The sequence below is a fragment of the Bacillus stratosphericus genome (genome assembly GCF_020524495.1).
GTDB classification, from domain to species: Bacteria; Bacillota; Bacilli; order Bacillales; family Bacillaceae; genus Bacillus; species Bacillus stratosphericus_B.
In genome coordinates this window covers 15,582-33,284 of record NZ_JAIVLB010000031.1, presented here as the reverse complement: position 1 = coordinate 33,284, position 17,703 = coordinate 15,582, and the positions used below count along the sequence as shown (strand labels likewise).

Annotated in this window: 21 protein-coding genes and 2 pseudogenes; 8 read left to right on the top strand and 15 right to left on the bottom strand. The window is 36.2% G+C overall.

From position 1 onward, the window contains the following. Nucleotides 1–594: 594 nt before the first annotated feature. Nucleotides 595–681 (top strand): annotated as a pseudogene (locus tag LC033_RS17325) (DUF3967 domain-containing protein); the annotation flags it as partial. A gap of 169 nt (nucleotides 682–850) precedes the next feature. Here LC033_RS17325 and LC033_RS12520 read toward each other — a convergent pair. From LC033_RS12520 to LC033_RS12500, 5 genes are all read right to left on the bottom strand, one after another. Continuing rightward, nucleotides 851–1,213: a hypothetical protein gene (locus LC033_RS12520; protein WP_226568906.1), complete on the bottom strand. Its 363-nt coding sequence runs from the start codon at nucleotides 1,211–1,213 to the stop codon at nucleotides 851–853. Nucleotides 1,214–1,687: 474 nt separating this feature from the next. Next, a complete protein-coding gene (locus tag LC033_RS12515) occupies nucleotides 1,688–2,011 on the bottom strand; it encodes a hypothetical protein (RefSeq protein ID WP_226568904.1) in 324 nt (107 codons plus the stop codon). A 24-nt stretch (nucleotides 2,012–2,035) separates the two neighbouring features. Beyond that, a complete protein-coding gene (locus LC033_RS17610) occupies nucleotides 2,036–2,281 on the bottom strand; it encodes a DUF2651 family protein (protein WP_226568917.1) in 246 nt (81 codons plus the stop codon). A 45-nt stretch (nucleotides 2,282–2,326) separates the two neighbouring features. Then, complete coding sequence (locus tag LC033_RS12505; RefSeq protein ID WP_226568902.1) at nucleotides 2,327–3,442, bottom strand: hypothetical protein; 1,116 nt, start codon at nucleotides 3,440–3,442, stop codon at nucleotides 2,327–2,329. A 63-nt stretch (nucleotides 3,443–3,505) separates the two neighbouring features. Then, a complete protein-coding gene (locus LC033_RS12500) occupies nucleotides 3,506–4,333 on the bottom strand; it encodes a septation ring formation regulator EzrA (RefSeq protein ID WP_226568900.1) in 828 nt (275 codons plus the stop codon). 263 nt (nucleotides 4,334–4,596) lie between these two features. Here LC033_RS12500 and LC033_RS12495 point away from each other — a divergent pair, with 263 nt between their 5' ends. Genes LC033_RS12495 through LC033_RS12475 form a run of 5 tightly spaced genes read left to right on the top strand, consistent with a single transcriptional unit; the run spans nucleotide 4,597 to nucleotide 8,034 of the window. Then, nucleotides 4,597–4,881 carry an uberolysin/carnocyclin family circular bacteriocin gene (locus LC033_RS12495; RefSeq protein WP_226568898.1) on the top strand — a complete coding sequence of 95 codons (285 nt, stop codon included), beginning with the start codon at nucleotides 4,597–4,599 and terminating at the stop codon, nucleotides 4,879–4,881. 43 nt (nucleotides 4,882–4,924) lie between these two features. Beyond that, nucleotides 4,925–6,412 carry a hypothetical protein gene (locus LC033_RS12490; RefSeq protein ID WP_226568896.1) on the top strand — a complete coding sequence of 496 codons (1,488 nt, stop codon included), beginning with the start codon at nucleotides 4,925–4,927 and terminating at the stop codon, nucleotides 6,410–6,412. Next, nucleotides 6,402–7,010, top strand: a complete 609-nt coding sequence (locus LC033_RS12485) for an ATP-binding cassette domain-containing protein (RefSeq protein ID WP_226568894.1) — start codon at nucleotides 6,402–6,404, stop codon at nucleotides 7,008–7,010. The genes LC033_RS12490 and LC033_RS12485 overlap by 11 nt, the downstream gene beginning before the upstream one ends. Next, a complete protein-coding gene (locus LC033_RS12480; protein ID WP_226568892.1) occupies nucleotides 6,988–7,494 on the top strand; it encodes a stage II sporulation protein M in 507 nt (168 codons plus the stop codon). Before LC033_RS12485 ends, LC033_RS12480 begins: the two co-directional genes overlap by 23 nt. Before the next feature lie 30 nt (nucleotides 7,495–7,524). After that, on the top strand, nucleotides 7,525–8,034 hold the full coding sequence (locus LC033_RS12475) for a hypothetical protein (protein WP_226568891.1): 510 nt from the start codon (nucleotides 7,525–7,527) through the stop codon (nucleotides 8,032–8,034). Nucleotides 8,035–8,647: 613 nt separating this feature from the next. On the opposite strand, the gene LC033_RS12470 is transcribed toward LC033_RS12475, so the two are convergent. The 4 genes from LC033_RS12470 to LC033_RS12455 all read right to left on the bottom strand — a co-directional run bounded on the left by LC033_RS12470 (nucleotide 8,648) and on the right by LC033_RS12455 (nucleotide 9,850). Further along, on the bottom strand, nucleotides 8,648–8,773 hold the full coding sequence (locus LC033_RS12470; RefSeq protein ID WP_226568888.1) for a DNA/RNA non-specific endonuclease: 126 nt from the start codon (nucleotides 8,771–8,773) through the stop codon (nucleotides 8,648–8,650). Nucleotides 8,774–8,856: 83 nt separating this feature from the next. Beyond that, nucleotides 8,857–8,976: a DNA/RNA non-specific endonuclease gene (locus LC033_RS12465; RefSeq protein WP_226568886.1), complete on the bottom strand. Its 120-nt coding sequence runs from the start codon at nucleotides 8,974–8,976 to the stop codon at nucleotides 8,857–8,859. Between the two features lie 16 nt (nucleotides 8,977–8,992). Beyond that, on the bottom strand, nucleotides 8,993–9,253 hold the full coding sequence (locus LC033_RS12460; RefSeq protein ID WP_226568884.1) for a hypothetical protein: 261 nt from the start codon (nucleotides 9,251–9,253) through the stop codon (nucleotides 8,993–8,995). Nucleotides 9,254–9,601: 348 nt separating this feature from the next. Continuing rightward, nucleotides 9,602–9,850 carry a DUF2651 family protein gene (locus LC033_RS12455; protein WP_226568882.1) on the bottom strand — a complete coding sequence of 83 codons (249 nt, stop codon included), beginning with the start codon at nucleotides 9,848–9,850 and terminating at the stop codon, nucleotides 9,602–9,604. A gap of 244 nt (nucleotides 9,851–10,094) precedes the next feature. Here LC033_RS12455 and LC033_RS12450 point away from each other — a divergent pair. Further along, nucleotides 10,095–10,289, top strand: a pseudogene (locus LC033_RS12450) (tyrosine-type recombinase/integrase); the annotation flags it as partial. 115 nt (nucleotides 10,290–10,404) lie between these two features. Here LC033_RS12450 and glnA read toward each other — a convergent pair. The 5 genes from glnA to spoVK all read right to left on the bottom strand — a co-directional run bounded on the left by glnA (nucleotide 10,405) and on the right by spoVK (nucleotide 15,941). Beyond that, nucleotides 10,405–11,739 carry a type I glutamate--ammonia ligase gene (gene glnA, locus LC033_RS12445; RefSeq protein ID WP_226568880.1) on the bottom strand — a complete coding sequence of 445 codons (1,335 nt, stop codon included), beginning with the start codon at nucleotides 11,737–11,739 and terminating at the stop codon, nucleotides 10,405–10,407. A 60-nt stretch (nucleotides 11,740–11,799) separates the two neighbouring features. Further along, complete coding sequence (locus LC033_RS12440; RefSeq protein WP_226568878.1) at nucleotides 11,800–12,210, bottom strand: MerR family transcriptional regulator; 411 nt, start codon at nucleotides 12,208–12,210, stop codon at nucleotides 11,800–11,802. A 101-nt stretch (nucleotides 12,211–12,311) separates the two neighbouring features. After that, nucleotides 12,312–13,580 (bottom strand): methionine gamma-lyase family protein, encoded by a 1,269-nt coding sequence (locus LC033_RS12435; RefSeq protein ID WP_226568876.1) that lies wholly within the window; start codon nucleotides 13,578–13,580, stop codon nucleotides 12,312–12,314. Nucleotides 13,581–13,597: 17 nt separating this feature from the next. Then, nucleotides 13,598–14,860: a GTPase HflX gene (gene hflX / locus LC033_RS12430; RefSeq protein ID WP_226568874.1), complete on the bottom strand. Its 1,263-nt coding sequence runs from the start codon at nucleotides 14,858–14,860 to the stop codon at nucleotides 13,598–13,600. Nucleotides 14,861–14,981: 121 nt separating this feature from the next. Continuing rightward, nucleotides 14,982–15,941, bottom strand: a complete 960-nt coding sequence (gene spoVK / locus LC033_RS12425) for a stage V sporulation protein K (RefSeq protein ID WP_226568913.1) — start codon at nucleotides 15,939–15,941, stop codon at nucleotides 14,982–14,984. Nucleotides 15,942–16,259: 318 nt separating this feature from the next. Between spoVK and LC033_RS12420 the strand changes: the two genes are divergently transcribed. Further along, nucleotides 16,260–17,018 carry an N-acetylmuramoyl-L-alanine amidase gene (locus tag LC033_RS12420; protein WP_226568872.1) on the top strand — a complete coding sequence of 253 codons (759 nt, stop codon included), beginning with the start codon at nucleotides 16,260–16,262 and terminating at the stop codon, nucleotides 17,016–17,018. A 66-nt stretch (nucleotides 17,019–17,084) separates the two neighbouring features. Here LC033_RS12420 and LC033_RS12415 read toward each other — a convergent pair whose 3' ends face one another. Further along, nucleotides 17,085–17,702: a hypothetical protein gene (locus LC033_RS12415; protein ID WP_226568870.1), complete on the bottom strand. Its 618-nt coding sequence runs from the start codon at nucleotides 17,700–17,702 to the stop codon at nucleotides 17,085–17,087. Nucleotide 17,703: the final 1 nt, after the last annotated feature.

Sequence of the window (17,703 nt, the reverse complement as noted above, 5' to 3'; positions counted from 1 at the left end):
CTAGCAAACTGGACATGGAAAGGACCATGTCCAGCGTAAGACAACTGATAAATTTTATCAAAATAAGTGAAAACCCCACTTTTACTTGAAGTAAAGGTGGGGTTTGTCTACGGTCTGAGTGATTTTTATAAGTCAATACTACAACGTCTCTTATGATTCTTTATGAAACCATTTTTTCGACTCTCTTATGATTCCCCAAAATAGGAATCTGTATAGAAGTACAATTAGGATAAAAGTATAAACAAACTCAAAGGGAGAGAATGGTTCATAATCAATTATGTATGTATTAATAAAGATTAATATCAAAGAGAGCAATTCCATTAAAGAATCTATGAATCTGTTTTCTTTGTACACGTCCCTTGTCTTCTTGAAATTAAAGATATCTTTAATTTCCCCACTGGAAAGTCCTTTTATCAGACCTAAACCAATAAGATACACCCCAAAAGAAATCTCATAGGACAAATTAAAAATCTGTGTTAACACACAGTAAATTAAAGTGAATAAGAATAAATACATTTTATTACTCTCCTTAACCTCTTAAGTATTTATAAAACACACCATAAACAGCTAGAATGATTTGAAGAACAGCAAAAAAAGCGAGATGAAAATCTCATGCTCGCTTTGAAAGAATCCATTGAAACAAAAAAAGTGTTGACAATTTTGGAAATAGAACACACATGACAATATAGCTATTATTATTATTAACATTAAGCCAATCAAGGGAGAAGCAAAATAAGCAGTTGAGCCAGATGAATCAAAAAAGATTGTATAAATACTAATTGAAATAACTAACATAGAAATTAAAAGTAGAGATATTTTTAACAATCGCATATATATCCCTCCACTTAAATTATTGTGGTTTTATCCAATAAGGATACATTTTACCATTAATAGGATTTCTTAAAACTTTAACCTTAATCCCAGTACCGCCAGCATTTATAATAGCAGCCATCTTATTAGCTCTACAAGAATCAATATACACTGTACCTGCTACTCTGTTCCCATCATAACGATTGACTCCTCCACAGTTTTTCTTCTTCTTTGCCATTACAGTAATCTGCGGTTGAGATTTCGCTAAAAATGCATTTGCTTTATCATAAGCTTCTTTAGTTTCCATAACAAACGTTCGCGATAAACCGTCCTTTTCATTAAAAAGGACATTCTCCGCAACAGGAGATTCCGCTCTAACCTTTATACTCCCACCTATTGACATCCCTATGTAATCATCATCAGATGAATCCTATTAATTTTCTTCTTTAATATAACCAAGAAAGAACACTGATGTGGGTTCTATATTTGGAAATTTATTTTCAAAACATGTTTTTCTGTATTTAAATGCATTTTAAAAAAACACATCAATATCATTTTCCAATGATTCGATTTTTTCCGTAGCGCTCCTGAAGAAAACGCCAAGTTCGATTGAAAAAATGCCTTTTCACGCTCCGGCGAAAGCCCCGAATTTTTTGAGGGGCTGGCTGGAATCATGAACGAACAGCACCGGACGGCATCTTTCCGTTTCTGAAAAACCACATGCAATGATCATCAAAGCACCTCCACAGTTAAGGAACACAGAAATGTTCCTCAAAACGAAACAATGAAAAATAAAAAATGCTTTCGGACACCGCAATCAAAAAGTATCAGCAAATTCAATGATATTCAGAAACAAAAAAACAGGCCTTCAGTCTGTTCACTTTAATATGTTGTTGATGAATTTAGTATGTAGATCATCAGCTTTATAAGACAATAAAACATCTTCAGAAACTTCATTAGTCAAGTGAGGAAGACCTTTTATTTCAGCAAGCTTTTTTCTAAAGTCTTCTTTGCTGACTTTAGACTTTTCCATAGTGATCTTCATGAAATAATCATCTAATTCAGAAATCTGCTTTTCAGTAAAACTATACTTTAGAAGAGCTAAATCTCTTGTTCTAAATTCAGGTGCTAAATGATCGTGCAAAGCCACAATCGCATTTTTCATGTGCATTAATTGACAATACAATTCTTCTTTACCCAAAATTCCTCCTCCCAATTAAAAGAATCACTGAGCAATACGATTTAAAATATATCGTATAATTTTTGTTATGACAGAGGTACACATACATAGAAAGGTGACAGTCACTACCCAGTACATATTAGACATGTCGAACCCAGTGTATGCAAATATGAAGATGGTCGATGTGATAAATGTGATAATTAGTACCACATAGACCTTCTTAAAGATTAAATAGCCGATAATCCCCCAAGCCAAATACAATAATGGCAATGTGAATAACACAAGAGCCATGGGTTGAAGATAATGTAAGCTAATATACTCCACTCTCCTCACCAGTTATTTTATGACTTCCAAGCTCGTCATTTCCCAATCTCTATCAGATTTTAGCGATATCTCTTTAGAGTCTTTGCTTTCAATATTATATTCAATAATTCTGCCAATAACTCCATCCTTATCTCTATCAAACATTCTTACCAATGCATAAATCTTGCCGTCTAAAATCTTGACCTCTTCTAAACGTTCGTCATCTGATTTAAAATTAAGTGGAATTTTTTCAGATAATATCTCTTTGAAGTCTCTGTTAAACATTTTTACTTCACCTTCATAGGAAACTATTGTGACTTTATCATTGTCTACACTGGTCTTGTAGATAGTGAATCCCTTGTCCATTACGATCTCTCTTTTTGTATCGAGAGTTTTTTTGTCGAGTACAACCAACATTGATTCTTCCTTACTGTCAACACCATCGTTTACGGCAAGAATTAATTTTTCATTGTTTAATGACTTCAAAGATTCATTGTTGTCAGGAAAAAAGACTGATTCGACGTCTATCTTTTTTCGTTTTTCTTTATGAGTTTTAGGGTCTATTGAAGATACTGTGACACTTTCATCATTGCTGAGAATGGCATAGATTTTTTTGTCTTCAAATATAGCTGTTGTTAATTCTCCATCTAATTCAACTTGATTTTTGTCGTTGTTATCTTCATTCCAATATACTAATTCGCCTACTAAGCCATCCTCTGTAAAACCCACGTTAATGTCGTGTAAAACATACCCATTAGAGTAGTTAATAAAGAATGCTCCCTCGTCTTCTGTAGATTTTGAAAGTGATTTTGTATTCAAAGGCTCTACCCTACCTGTCTTTTTATTTAGAGACACATGATAATTAGACCTATTAGATGAGAAGTACATATTATTATCACTCTGAGTAGACGAAGTAAATCCCACGCAGTCTTTTAATGACACGCTTGATAGCTTACTCCCCGTATTGTTATAGTTTACTATCTCGCATCCCCTATCCATCATTTTTGAGTAAATTACAGCAAATTTACTGTCTTCCATATCGCTCAACTCTTTTTTAGGAGAGTCTACTACTGCATCCTGCCTCTGTGAACATGCTGAACAAATTATTGCTATGATACAAATGGATACAAGTATTTTAAAATAATTCATTCAATCATCTCCTTTCAATTTTAAACAAGCAAAGCAATCGGGACACCCCGACTGCTTAACCTCTTACTTTTTATGATAAAAAACCTTCGTGTTGTTAGAGTTAACTAATTCCATTGGCGATACGACTGTATCAAATTTTATATTGTCAATATCGTGACCTTGATTCTTCCAAGCTCTCCAAGCCAATTGAGAACAATAGAATTTTTTTGTAGTTTTCTTATCAAGCCAGTTCATATTGTATGGCTTCTTCTCTTTAGCTTGTTTCTCAGCATATTTAGCCGCATTAATATACTTCTTGTTATTAGACTTCTTCACCCAAAGCCCATAAACCTTCTTTCTAGTACGCCATGTATTATTGTATTTTCTGACTCCATGCTGTTTAATCGGACTCCAATTCTTATGCCAAGACTCTACTGTCTGTTTTTTTTCAGTAGAGACAATTGCGGCATGTCCAAGTCCAATTACAGAACTACCTGAGTCGTAACTCACCAATACATCGCCTTTAGTTCCTAGGCTCTTGCTCTTGCTCTTGCTCTTACTCTTGGCGTTTACGCTCCTCTTTTCTCTCTCTTCGTTGTACTTAGGCAGATACTCGTCGATCACGCCATTTTTAATATATTGGTTAATATCTTTCTTTGACTCTTTGTACAGTGCTTCTGCTTTTTCTTCCGTAGATACAGAGCTATATTCTTTTTTACTCATTTCATAAAGCTCTTTAATTTGCTTAGAGGTTACTCCTTCTGCTTTCATCTCAGCTACTTCTTTTTTGACTCTTTTATCATTCATAGAAGGAAATACATCTTTTGCTATCGCTTTCCCTTCCAAACCAAGCCCAGTGAATAATACAGATGCTGACAACAAAGATGTGACAATAATGTTACTTATTTTCATATTATTACCTCTAATTCCTTTTATAGTGTGAAACACACATACCATTTCAGTATTATAAAAGGATACTGTGAGCTGAACCTAGTACTATATTTTTCACAGTTTCTCTTATTGTAAATGCAGTCTTTATTATTATTTTAAATTCATATAACAATGGGATCATTTAACTATTTTTATTTAAATTGTAAAGAATGTTGAAGTTATACAATTTTTATGACAAAATATAAAAAGGGGGAGAAAATAATTAAAAGAAAAGGGGAATACTTATGAAAAAGTTATTTGGTTTTGGCTTTATGTCACTAATCGCAACAATTGCTGTAACTTCTGTTGCTTTTATGAGTGTTAATCAGAACTTTTTAGTAGCAAAGCTTGGTATTGAAATAAGTACAGCTAAAACAATTGCAGATCTTATTATGGCAGGCGGAACAATCGCAACTATTATTGGTGTTGTCGGTGCAGCTACAGGCGTAGGGCTTGCTTTAGCTGGTGCTATTGGGGCACTAAAGGCAATAGCAAAAGCACAGGGGAGAAAAGCAGTAATTAACTACTAATCTTTGTCTTCTCCCCCTATTACTATATATTAGGTGATATTATATGAGATTAGCTTTACTATTTCAAAAAATGTATCTTAGAAAGAAAATAGATGAAGCATCATTACCACAATGGTTCGGTCATGCTACATATTTATTTCTATTTTTAAGTTTCTTCATCATTTACCCTGCAATAGGCATAAGCTTATTTTTTGTTTTAAAAGCTCGACTATTAGACATTTCTCTAATAAGTACCATATGTTGTTTCTTAGCAATAATTGATGCGAGAGATTTCCCTATAAAAAATTATTTAGTTTACACTTTACATCAAAATATAGTTGTGAAAAGAACAGAATCATACAGAAAAATTTATCGACATATTTATTTTTATTTTTTTGGTAAAACTGTGTTGAAATTTTTCTTGATGTTTTTTTTGCCTATGTTCATGATTGGAAATCCAATAGTGATTATTTCTTTGTTGTTATTAGTTATATTAATAATCTTAACAGTGATGAACTTTTCTTCCTATCAATTTTATAGAAGCTACTTCCAAAAAGGACTTGGCCAAAATGTGCGACTTTTAAAGCTCATTTTAGTATGTTTTACTGTCTATATCGTATTGTTATCAATTTTACATCTTTTTAAGTCGGAAATAATACAAATCTATAGTCATTTTCAATTTGATATATTCAACATCTTGACAGAACTGTTAATCGTCTGTTCGGTTCTATTTATTCTGTCTATGATGCTTCACTATCATAAGGTGATTCGGAAAATTGGTAAAGAAGAAGTAAATACAAAAGAAGCTGTTGTTCAGCACAGGCTAGGATTTAAAAAGTTGATTTTCTTTAACAAAGATATCTTACTTGTAAAAAGGACTTACCACAATAAACTCAAGTTCTTAAAATATTTATATGTTCTACATGTATGTTCGTTAGCAACTGTTCCAATGTTAGTTAATTTATTTTTAAAGAATAATTCTTATGTTATACTATCCATCATATTTATATCTGTGGCTTTTTCAAATTTTATAACCGATTACTTAAAAAAGGTCATTAGCCCTGATATTGAATTTTTTGCATTGCCACCCAATACTGCATGGAACATTTCTTTAAATGAAATCTTAATACAGAAAGTTTACTTGTATATGATTTTATCTGGGATACCAGTAATCTTTAGTGTCATCACAATGATCATCTTACATATTCCTTATCCAATCATTACTGGCGTTGCTCTTTTAATTGTTTTTGTATTTATCAACATGGGGCTAGCTGCTACCATTGGTGCAATACTCTTTCCGAAAATAAATCCTGAGAGTGATTATGAAATAGGAAACTCAAGTAAAGCAGTCATGTTTGAAAATGTTTATTTGTACATAATCTCTATTTTGCTTTCCTTTATTTTTATTATGGAAATTTTTAATCTGGATATGCTTTTTCATTTAGGAAAGTACATAGTGACTTTAATTGTTATTCAGTCTTCGATTATCGTCGTCGCGGTCTTGTATTTGAGAAATACCAAAGTGAAGGATGTGATTAAAAATGCAAGTTAAGGAAGCATCTTTTAGTTATGGAAACAGTTTGATCTTTGAGAAGATCAATTTAGAGTTAATGCCAGGCGAGATTGTTGCGATAGTTGGTTCTAATGGCTCAGGTAAATCTACATTATTAAAGTGTATAGCAGGTATTTACGAGTTAGATAGTGGTGATATTATGAAAGAGACCGAGGAAAATGTAGTGTTCGTGCCTGACGTCCCTAGGTCGTATGAATATTTAACTGGATATGAATATCTTGTATTTATACAATCTGTTTTTAAGAAAAAAGATGTTTCAAAGATTCATGGTATTTTAGAGGACTATACTCTATATCCGAATAAGGATAAATTGATCAAACATTATTCACACGGAATGAAACAAAAATTGGCGCTTTGTGCCGCACTCATCAATGAAGATATTCATTATTTATTATTAGATGAACCACTTACAGGTATTGATGAGAAAAGTCAAAAAGTGATCATTGAAAAATTTAAAGAACTTACAAGCAAACACTGTTCCATTGTATTTTCAACACATCAGATCGAAACTTTAAGAGAGATATGTGATAAGGTATTTTATTTAGAGGATCATTATGAAGAACTTGTTTATAAATAAAATTAGACTTTCAGCAGTGTCCATTTTTTTCATAATTCTTCATGTAGTATTCGGTGTTATTGGTTTTATATTAACTAAAAAAGCACCCTCGGATGTCATGTATGTAGAGGATAGTGTGTACCTTTATTTTACTAACAATTTTTTATACTGTATGGTTCTTGTCGTTGGCGTCGTTACAGCAGGCTTACTCACTACCTTTCTCATCGCTACAAATGCATACTTGCTTGGAGTGACAATGAAGGGAGCTCTATTGTTAGGTCATGATGTTGGATACATTCTTTATCATATTTTGCATGGAGTGATTGAGCTTCCTGCAATCTATTTTTTCTATAAAATTGGTATTTATCCAGTGAGTTTATTTTTAAAATATTTTGTTGTTGGTAACAAGTTTGACTTTTGGATAGATATTTATACAGTCATCAAAAATTTCATTTTTGGGACAGTATTGTTATTGTTGGCTGCAGTAATTGAATTTTTATTATAGTGTATTTCTTTTGTTTATAAGGAGAGGAACATGTTAAAAAAAGAGAAGCTTTCATTGCTATTTATCTGGAGCGTAATTATCGTCATTCATTTCATAGTGTCGCTTTACATTACAGAAGCTATTTCTGTCCCTTTGTTAGAAAAGTCATCAATCAATGTAGGGGAAAATACTGTAATATTAATGACAATTGTACTTTTAATTTTAGCGTCATTAATTGATGTTGTGATTGTTTCTTTACTCATTCATATTAGCTCTGTCATGATGAATATTAGAATAAGTATGATGAAAAGTTTTTTCATCGCTAGTTTATTTAATCTCATTTTGAATCTAAACCAAGTGATAGAAACTATTGCTTTATCAAACGCAAATAAATTAACAACAGAAAATTTCTCAACGTATATCTTCTTCAATCCGTTCTTTTATCTAGGTTTAGTAGTTGTTGGTGTATGGTTAAGGTATTTTGAGAAGAAACCAATTGTACAAATAATTTTGATTGCTGTTGTCATCTGTGTATATAAATCTTTGTCTGTGTTTATTTAAATGTACAAAAAAGGGGATTTAATTTATGTCAAATTCATCAAAGAAAAATACTAATTTGATCTTTTATATAGGTGTTGGAATAGTTATCTTACTTATTGCCTTTTTGAAGTTTAGTCATATTTCCGGTACGATGGAGGTCGTGTTGATCTTAATCGGGTTAATAATTTTATTTACAATTAAGATTCTTACTAGAGAAAAAAAGCAGTAACGTCTTTATTTGAAGTACTATGTTTTAAAAATATAATGAGAACATGATCGAACGGCATAATGAATAGGCATATCTGTTTGATTATGTCTTTATTTTATTTATAATTGTTCTGTCGTCACCTAGTAGAAGAAATATATTTAACTTACACTAGAAGATGCCTAAATTCTATATATAAAAATAACATAATGAAGAGTTTATAATCGGAATATTGAGAAATTATTTCTGCTACTTCTTTATAGTTTTCTTTTATTTTATTCTATACTTTAACCTCATGGTTTATTTCTAATAGTTCTAAATCTCTTTTGCTCTCCGATTTTATATTCTATAAGCTACAGGTCTTAATTAATCATTCTTATAGATAGGTTCGATTTTAACCTCTATATGCTTTGGAGGGTCAGCCGGCCGTTAATGCTTTTTTCCACTTGTGTTCTGCCCCATCTGATACCATTTCCCGCCACTTCGATTGATATGTGAATTCATCGGAAGTAGGTTATCAACATCTCCAGACCCTTCGAAAATAGATGCGATCAAAAATGACCTCCGTCATCATCCAGTAATCGATCTGGCTTTATTGAATTGGCCTGAATTGGATTGAGCGTATTGATTTCTTCTGTTTAAATCACTTGATTCGACTTTGACAATGCGCGTCCGTAGTGATCCGTTGTGTAGGTGTAGTCTTGTTTTGTTGAATAGAGGACATTTGGTTTTAATACTTTCTTGCGTTTCCACCTCACATAATGATCTCCATATTTAACGACTGTTGGGTGCTGGTAATCTTCTGCCTGTCTGCGAGATTCCGTAGCCTGAATTGTTATCTAGACGTTTGGCCATTGAGAGAAGCTTATTTTTGATATTCTCCCCGTCAAAAACAATATACGGTAGTTTCCCTCCACCAGCTATTTGAAACTTTGGTGAGTATGGCAATAGATTCGGAATAGAGACTCTATCTATTGATCTTGCTCCTTGTTCAAGCCCTTTCTTCACTGTTGTTTTGGCAGCTGTTGTCCCCATTTTTGTTATGGCTTCTGCCCCTTTAGAACCAAGACGATTTCTGCTAGAGAACCAGTCGCATTGGTTCGCCTATGCGATCGAGAATACGCATCACCATCTATGTCCTCTTTTTGGAATGAGTCTGAAATAGATTCCCCAATTGATTTGGATGTATCACTTGTTTGGAGAAGACATTAGACCAAAGAAGAAACCACAGTAAAAGAATTTAAGCACTTAAAAGGGACTGTTTGAAAATGATTTATCTGTTTTCTATTAAGTGAGGTGCAGTTTTTAAGAAAAATGGAAAACAAATCTAAAACTAAAAAATAACTCCTTCAATAATATAACAACCGATTTTGCTATGTTATTTTATGACTTCTTCTTATTTAAAATCTTGTGAATCAATAATGCAATATATGAAGAAATTAATGAAAATAAAGTGTAAACAACTGCCCAGCCTAAAAATGAGACATTAAAAATTGTAAATGTTAGGAGGATAGAAATAAAAAAGCTAACAACTGGCATTAAATAAATCTTTTGTACAAACAATGTGATAATAAATGAAAATATGATAATACTTACTGGAAGCCAGCCGAATGCAAATTCTAGATCTGTCATATCAATTCTCCCTTTAGATTACTTATTGAATATATTGATAACATCATTTCTATTGTTCTAACATGAAAAAGTCATACTCAAACACATGATTCTTATCCAATATTTTGTCAAGACCTCTTATCTCTAATGAACTCAACCTTGAATCGGCTACACTGAGTTAGACATATAAATTAAGGTCAGATAGACTTGTTTAAAACCTTTATACAAGAAGCGTCTACTATGACCAAACGAACACGCCGTAAATATCCCAATCCATGGACTAAGACATAGTCATGCAGTTCTATTATTAGAAGCTGGTCAAAGTATGAAATTCATCAAAGAAAGATTAGGACATAAAAATATAAGCATAACTTCTGACGTATATGCTCACATAAGTGAAAAACTCGAAAATAAATCTGTGGACAGTTTCGAGAATTACATCAACTCGATTTTGAGTTAAATTTTTTTGTTGAATATGGTGGTCAAAAAGTGGTCAACCTTGATTCAGGCTGCGGTCACTCTATATTTGACCACCAAATCTGTTTTCAAAACCTTGTTAAATCAACGTTTCTTTATTAATACTGAGACATATACTGATCGCGTTCCCATGGGTGTACTTGGGTGCGGAACATATCCCATTCGATTTCTTTTGATTCCATGAAGTGCTCGAATAAGTGATCGCCTAGTGCATTGACCATGACTTCGTTTGATTTTAGCAGCACTAGCGCTTCTGCAAGTGTTGCAGGTAAGTCATCGATACCGTTTTCAAGGCGCTCTTCTTTGTCCATGACATAGATGTTTCTGTCAATTGGCGCTGGTGCGTCTAGTTTGTTTTTGATTCCGTCTAGACCTGCTGCAAGTAATACACTTAGTGCAAGGTATGGGTTTGCAGATGGGTCTACGCTGCGCACTTCTACACGTGTGCTGATGCCGCGTGATGCTGGGATACGGATCAATGGGCTGCGGTTTTGTGCACTCCATGCGACATAGCAAGGTGCTTCATAACCTGGTACAAGACGCTTGTAAGAGTTTACTGTAGGATTTGTGACCGCTGTAAAGCTTGTTGCATGCTTCACAATACCTGCGATAAAGTGTCTAGCTGTCTCGCTTAATTGTAAATCTGCTTTTTCATCATAGAATGCGTTTTTGCCATTTTTGAATAATGATAGGTTACAGTGCATACCAGATCCGTTAACACCGAACAATGGTTTTGGCATGAATGTCGCATGAAGTCCGTGCTTTCTCGCAATCGTTTTAACAACGAGCTTGAACGTTTGAATATCATCACAAGAACGGATCGCACCTGCATATTTGAAATCAATTTCATGTTGTCCAGGTGCTACTTCATGGTGAGACGCTTCAATTTCAAAGCCCATTTCTTCAAGCTCAAGCACGATATCACGGCGGCAGTTTTCACCTAGATCTGTTGGAGCAAGGTCAAAGTATCCACCTTTATCGTTTAGTTCAAGCGTTGGCTCGCCTTTTTCATCTAATTTAAATAAGAAGAATTCTGGCTCAGGTCCAAGGTTGAAATCACTAAATCCTAGTTCTTCCATTTCCATTAAGATACGCTTTAAGTTGTTACGAGGGTCTCCATCAAATGGCGTCCCGTCCGGTTTATAAATGTCACAAATAAAGCGTGCAACTTTACCTTTTTCTGCTGTCCAAGGGAAAATAACAAATGTGTTTAGATCTGGATATAGATACATATCTGATTCTTCAATACGTACGAATCCTTCAATGGATGAACCGTCAAACATACATTTGTTATCGAGAGCTTTTTCTAACTGGCTCACAGGAATCTCAACATTTTTAATCGTTCCGAGAATGTCTGTAAATTGCAGACGGATGTACTTTACGTTTTCCTCATTTACTAATTTTACGATATCTTCTCTTGTGTACTTTGCCATTTCGTAAAACTCCTCCCCTACAAAAAATAAAATGTTTATAGCAATGCGTTTGCTAATATGTTAACGGAAGAACCTTGACATATCCCCTTGCCTAAAGGTCGTTCCTTGTTGGAAACGTCCAGCCTGAATGAGTTCCTTCTTCAGTAGCTTCCTGAGTTCATCATCTGTCAAGTTGTGCTTAGCTGCGGTTTTTTCCTCCGTCTTTGTTTCAGACGCAGAATTCTCCGCCTCAGCTTTGGCAAAAAGCTTTTTGATTCCTGCCATGTTTACACCTTGTTCGATGAGGTTTTTAATTTCTAGTAATTTATCAACATCATGGAAAGAAAATAATCGGCGATTTCCATCACTTCTTGCTGGAAATACTAAACCATTTTCCTCATAATAGCGAATTTGTCTTGCAGATAATTCTGTTAGCTGCATGACAATCCCAATTGGGAATAAAGGCATTGAGCGGCGAATGTTATCACTCATCTCAACTGTCTCCTCCTCTTTGCTTAAATTTATTATATGTCATGTTATATTATGTGTCAAACATATGTTAGGAATATTAACATTGATTTTTTTCGAGCAGGTCATTCGATAAAACCTTGTTCCAATAAGGCGTCTATAGCACTGCAAATCGCATTTTTCACATGGGCATACGTGAGTCCACCTTGAACGTAGGCAGTATAAGGCGGTCTGATTGGACCATCAGCCGATAATTCAATACTAGCTCCTTGTACAAAAGTACCAGCCGCCATAATGACATCATCCTCATAGCCTGGCATGTAGCTCGCATGTGGTGTGACGTGACTGTTGATAGGAGATGCATATTGAATGGCCTGACAGAACGCAATCATTTTTTTAGGATCTCCAAATTCTACAGATTGAATCAAGTCCGTTCTTTTTGCATTCCAAACTGGGTTTGTTTGGAACCCTAGCTTTTCAAGAAAACGAGCCGTAAACACTGCGCCCTTTAAGCTTTGAGCAACGACATGTGGTGCTAAAAAAAATCCTTGATACATTTCTTGGAGCGCATACAGCGATGCACCCGCTTCACTGCCGATGCCTGGCGATGTCATTCGATAAGAGCAAGCTTCTACCCATTTTTCTTTTCCAACAATGTAGCCACCTGTTTTGGCAAGACCCCCGCCTGGGTTTTTAATGAGAGAACCGGCCATGAGGTCTGCTCCAACATGACAAGGCTCTTGTAATTCAGTAAATTCACCATAACAGTTGTCAACAAAGACAACGATCTCCTCATTGATCTCTTTCAAAAATGAAATCATTTGTCCGATTTCTTCTATTGTAAAGGAGGGTCTTGAAGCATAGCCTTTTGAACGCTGGATGCCAATGACTTTTGTTTTAGAGGAAATAGACTCTTTTACTTTGTCATAATCGACTGATCCATCTTGGCGCAAATCAATGGCCTTATAATCAATCTGGAAGTCTTTTAATGAGCCTGTCCCTTCTTTGCCGCGAATCCCGACAATTTCCTCTAAGGTATCGTACGGTTTCCCTGTCATGTAGATCAATTCATCGCCAGGTCTTAGCACACCGAATAAGGCGATAGAAATCGCATGTGTTCCGGAAATGATTTGCGGGCGTACAAGGCCGCTTTCCCCTCCAAATACATCCGCATAAATTTTTTCTATGGTATCTCTTCCCCTATCATCATAGCCATAACCAGTTGTCGGGTTAAAATGAGAGTCACTGACTCTATGCTTCCGGTAGCTTTCAAGAACCCGCCACTCATTTTTCTCACTCTTTTGATCAATTTGCTGATGCATGTGTAAAATGTCTTGTTCTGCTTCTGCTGCTATTTTTTCTAAAATGGTGCCATGTTTTAAAGTGTGAAACATCGTATTTAATTCCTTTCCTACAACATATACTTCTTGATTTGACCTAATATGGTCTGCTCTTCACCACTAAATCCGGTGATGTCGTAAAGCTCTGCTTCTTTTTGAAATTCTAGTGATTCCACGAGGGTTTCTGACTTTAATGAAGATATAAGCTTCCCTTCATACGCTGGAATCTTCACATAATATGGCTTTAAAAAGTCTTTTTTCAGCTCAGCCATCATATCCGACTTTAACCGCTTCACATCTTCCTCGCGTTTGGCACTGATTAAAATATGGCGCTGTTTTGAAGATGGAATAAAATCCGGTCTGATTTGATCTTCCTTGTTATAGATAGTCAGCATGGGAATGCGGTCTGCTTCTAATTCTTCTAAAAGCTCAAGAACCGTTCGTTCGTGCCCTTCATAATCCTCATTAGAAGAATCGATGACATGAAGCAAATAATCTGCTTCGTTCACTTCTTCGAGTGTGGAACGAAATGCTGCAATGAGCGTCGTTGGAAGGTCTTGAATAAAACCAACTGTATCTGAAATCAACACACTGTAGCCAGATGCTAATGTCATTTTCCGTGTCATGGGATCAAGCGTTGCAAACAGCAAATTTTCCTCATGACTATCGGCATCTGTTAACTGGTTGAACAAAGTGGATTTTCCGGCATTCGTATACCCTACAATGGCAATTTGGAAAACACCATTTTTCTTTCGTCGTTCCCGGTATCTTGTGCGGTGATCTTTCACTGCGGATAGCTGCCCGTGAATTTCGTGAATGCGGTTTCGAATATGGCGTCTGTCTGTTTCAAGTTTTGTTTCACCTGGACCTCTTGCACCAATTCCGCCTCCTTGTCTTGAAAGGCTGATCCCTTGTCCGCTTAATCTCGGCAAGGCATATTGAAGCTGAGCAAGCTCAATTTGCAGCTTCCCCTCACTTGTACGGGCTCTTTTGGCAAAGATGTCTAAAATCAATTGCGTTCGATCAATAATTTTCACGTTTAAGGCAGTCGCCAAAGCTTTTAACTGGCTTGGGGAAAGCTCGTCGTTAAAAATAATAACATCACACGCTAATTCCTCGCAAAGCACTTCAAGCTCTTCTACTTTCCCTTTTCCGATATATGTTGCGCTGTCCTGTCTATTTCTTTTCTGCGTCATCAGGCTGACAGCTTCACCGCCAGCTGTTTGGGTTAAGGAAGCTAATTCTTCCATTGAGTATTGAAAGCGTTCATCCGTTACATGCGGCAATTGACAGCCGACAAGGATCGCTTTTTCGATCATTTGATGTTCATTCAACGTCAGTTGTTTCCTTTCTGTACTTAAGTTTTCAGTAGTACCATCATACCAAACACATCACACGTATACCACTATTCGGAAGGTTTATTTTGGCGTCTCTTTACAAAAAGGATACGCCATTTCAAGAAGGCGTATCCTCTTTCATTTGAAGATCGTGGCTTTTAATGGTAAGCAAATCTTTTTTATCGTAATGATCAACAAGAAGCAGCCTCATGGCCTGGGTTCGGATGGCCTTTTCAATGGTGTTTCGCACAAAACGGCCGTTGCTAAATTTGGCAGGACTTGTTGTGCTCTTAATGTGCATCAAATAATCTCGCAGCTTCCATTCTGCTTCTTGCGTAAAGACATACTCCCTATCAGTCATCATGCGTTTCCCAATATCCATGAGCTGATCGACTGTATAATCAGGAAAATGAATATTGATTGGAAATCTAGATTGCAGACCGGGGTTTAAAGACAGGAAATGATCCATTTCCTTGGAGTAACCAGCAAGGATGAGTATGAATTCATGCTGTTTATCCTCCATATGTTTGACAAGGGTATCAATCGCTTCTTTTCCAAAATCCTTTTCTCCTCCACGGGCAAGAGAGTAGGCTTCGTCAATGAACAATATACCGCCCAGTGATTTTTTAATTAAATCCCTTGTTTTCTGCGCAGTATGCCCAATGTACTCTCCGACGAGATCACCGCGTTCAGCTTCAATTAAGTGACCCTTTGAGAGGACATTCATTTCAAAAAAAAGCTTTCCGACTAACCTTGCAACCGTTGTTTTCCCTGTGCCTGGGTTACCTTTGAACATCATGTGAAGCGCTTGTTTACCTACCTTCAATCCTTGTTCCTGTCTTTTTTGATTGACAAAAATCCAAGCATAAATCTCTTTTATGTTTCGTTTCATTTCATCCATACCGACAAGGCTGTTCATTTCACGCTCTATTGCCCGTAAGATGCTGTGTTTTGCCTCATTTTTCTGCAAGGCTTCTAGGTATTCTGCCTCTGAATCTGCATCAATCAATACTTGCTTTTGCCCATTAAGTATAATATTGATTTGGCCGTTGTTTTTATATGTGACAGCTCGCTCCAACGTATTCACCTCTCGCTCTTCTCTCTTTATTCTATTCGGGTGGAGCTGTAATCGTGACAATCGCCCGCTTAAGCCCAGGTTTGCTGTCAAAATGACCCGAGATACCAGTTATTGTAGGAGATTCTGCGGTTTCCCAGGAAATGATGTGCTATCTCTATTGTATTCATCCATTTTTGGGGGACAAACCAACAATTTGATTTTTCTTAGAAAAAGGGGCGTTTTGATGATAAATTATGCAGAGAGGAGTCCAATGATTTCCGCATTTTGTACAGGCAATTATTCTATTTCCTCATAAAATAAAAACGAGGTGATGAATAGATGGTGAAAATCTTTATTGATCCTGGCCACGGAGGGACAGATTTTGGAGCTACTGCTAATGGACTTTTAGAGAAAAATATAACACTCCAAATTGCACTTTATCTGAGAGATATGTTGATTAGTGAATATGATGGGGTTTCCGTCCGCTTAAGTCGTTCAATTGACCAATCCGTCACTTTATCCCAGCGAACAAATGCGGCAAATAGCTGGGGAGCTGATTATTTCGTGTCTATTCATATTAATGCTGGCGGGGGTACAGGTTTTGAAAGCTATGTGTACCCTGGCGTTTCAGCACCAACAACCACGTATCGCAATACCCTTCATGATGAAATTGTCCGCTCGGTTGATTTTGCCGACCGCGGAAAGAAAACTGCGAATTTCCACGTTCTTCGGGAAACTTCTATGTCTGCCATTTTAACAGAGAACGGTTTTATTGATACGGCAGCTGATGCAAATAAGCTCCGCAACGCGACCTTCCTTCAAGGCATCGCTCGCGCTCATGCTAATGGATTAGAGAAGGCACTTCAGTTGAAAAAAAAAGGGGTAAAACTTTATAAAGTGCAGGCAGGGGCTTTCAAGGTCAAAGCCAATGCAGATCAACTAGCAGCCACACTTAGATCCAAAGGATTTGAAGCATTCGTTTTACTAGAAGGCGGAATGTTCCGGGTACAAGCTGGAGCTTTCCGTTCAAAGCAAAATGCGGATAACCTCGTCGCAAGATTGAAGCAGGCCGGTCACGACGCATTCGTTTTCAAATAAGCTGAAGCTGTCATAATGAAACAAACCGGCTCAGTCGTCTGTAGAGCCGGTTTGTTGTTTATCTATTTATGCTAAGATGTTCACGACAAATTGAGACCACGTTTCAAGACGCTCGAAGTATTCAGGCTTTTTCAAGTCCGCTACTTTCATCCATTTTCCTGAGATTTGATCTGTTTCTTTGACTTCAACAGGAGCACCAGGTGATAATTCCAGTGCTGATAACAGCCCGATGTGCACACGGCCGACACTGTTGTCATCATCATTGATTAATCCAAGGGTTTTCATGTCAAGTTTGTCTTCTTCTTGAATAGAAAGCTCCTCGTCAAGCTCACGGTCCGTATTTTCTTTTAGGATCTCAGCAAAATCTTTCCCTTGGGCAAAGTTCATATGACCGCCAAAACCAAGAGATAACTTATGATGTAATCTCGTCTCTCCCCCGCCTCGAAGTCTTTCATATACATACACTTCGTCCTTACGCTTAATGACGACATAAGGAATCGGCTGCTTGAAGTCAGGATTTTCTTCTGCATCGCCTCTTCGCATCTGCTGGAAGTGCTCTTCAATTTCTTTCATGATCGTTTCGATTGCTTCTTCTTCACTATTCACCCCATTAAACGCAAGTGTTTCGTTTTGGAAAACACGTTTACGCGGTGCGACTAAAATGATTTCATCCATTTTTCCCATG

Excerpts from the sequence above, each read along its gene's own strand:
- LC033_RS12520 (WP_226568906.1), bottom strand. The coding sequence starts at position 1,213 with ATGTCAATAGGTGGGAGTATAAAGGTTAGAGCGGAATCTCCTGTTGCG.
- LC033_RS17610 (WP_226568917.1), bottom strand. The coding sequence starts at position 2,281 with ATGGCTCTTGTGTTATTCACATTGCCATTATTGTATTTGGCTTGGGGG.
- LC033_RS12505 (WP_226568902.1), bottom strand. The coding sequence starts at position 3,442 with ATGAATTATTTTAAAATACTTGTATCCATTTGTATCATAGCAATAATT.
- LC033_RS12500 (WP_226568900.1), bottom strand. The coding sequence starts at position 4,333 with ATGAAAATAAGTAACATTATTGTCACATCTTTGTTGTCAGCATCTGTA.
- LC033_RS12495 (WP_226568898.1), top strand. The coding sequence starts at position 4,597 with ATGAAAAAGTTATTTGGTTTTGGCTTTATGTCACTAATCGCAACAATT.
- LC033_RS12490 (WP_226568896.1), top strand. The coding sequence starts at position 4,925 with ATGAGATTAGCTTTACTATTTCAAAAAATGTATCTTAGAAAGAAAATA.
- LC033_RS12485 (WP_226568894.1), top strand. The coding sequence starts at position 6,402 with ATGCAAGTTAAGGAAGCATCTTTTAGTTATGGAAACAGTTTGATCTTT.
- LC033_RS12480 (WP_226568892.1), top strand. The coding sequence starts at position 6,988 with ATGAAGAACTTGTTTATAAATAAAATTAGACTTTCAGCAGTGTCCATT.
- LC033_RS12475 (WP_226568891.1), top strand. The coding sequence starts at position 7,525 with ATGTTAAAAAAAGAGAAGCTTTCATTGCTATTTATCTGGAGCGTAATT.
- LC033_RS12460 (WP_226568884.1), bottom strand. The coding sequence starts at position 9,253 with ATGGGGACAACAGCTGCCAAAACAACAGTGAAGAAAGGGCTTGAACAA.
- LC033_RS12455 (WP_226568882.1), bottom strand. The coding sequence starts at position 9,850 with ATGACAGATCTAGAATTTGCATTCGGCTGGCTTCCAGTAAGTATTATC.
- glnA (WP_226568880.1), bottom strand. The coding sequence starts at position 11,739 with ATGGCAAAGTACACAAGAGAAGATATCGTAAAATTAGTAAATGAGGAA.
- LC033_RS12440 (WP_226568878.1), bottom strand. The coding sequence starts at position 12,210 with ATGAGTGATAACATTCGCCGCTCAATGCCTTTATTCCCAATTGGGATT.
- LC033_RS12435 (WP_226568876.1), bottom strand. The coding sequence starts at position 13,580 with ATGTTTCACACTTTAAAACATGGCACCATTTTAGAAAAAATAGCAGCA.
- LC033_RS12420 (WP_226568872.1), top strand. The coding sequence starts at position 16,260 with ATGGTGAAAATCTTTATTGATCCTGGCCACGGAGGGACAGATTTTGGA.
- LC033_RS12415 (WP_226568870.1), bottom strand. The coding sequence starts at position 17,702 with ATGGGAAAAATGGATGAAATCATTTTAGTCGCACCGCGTAAACGTGTT.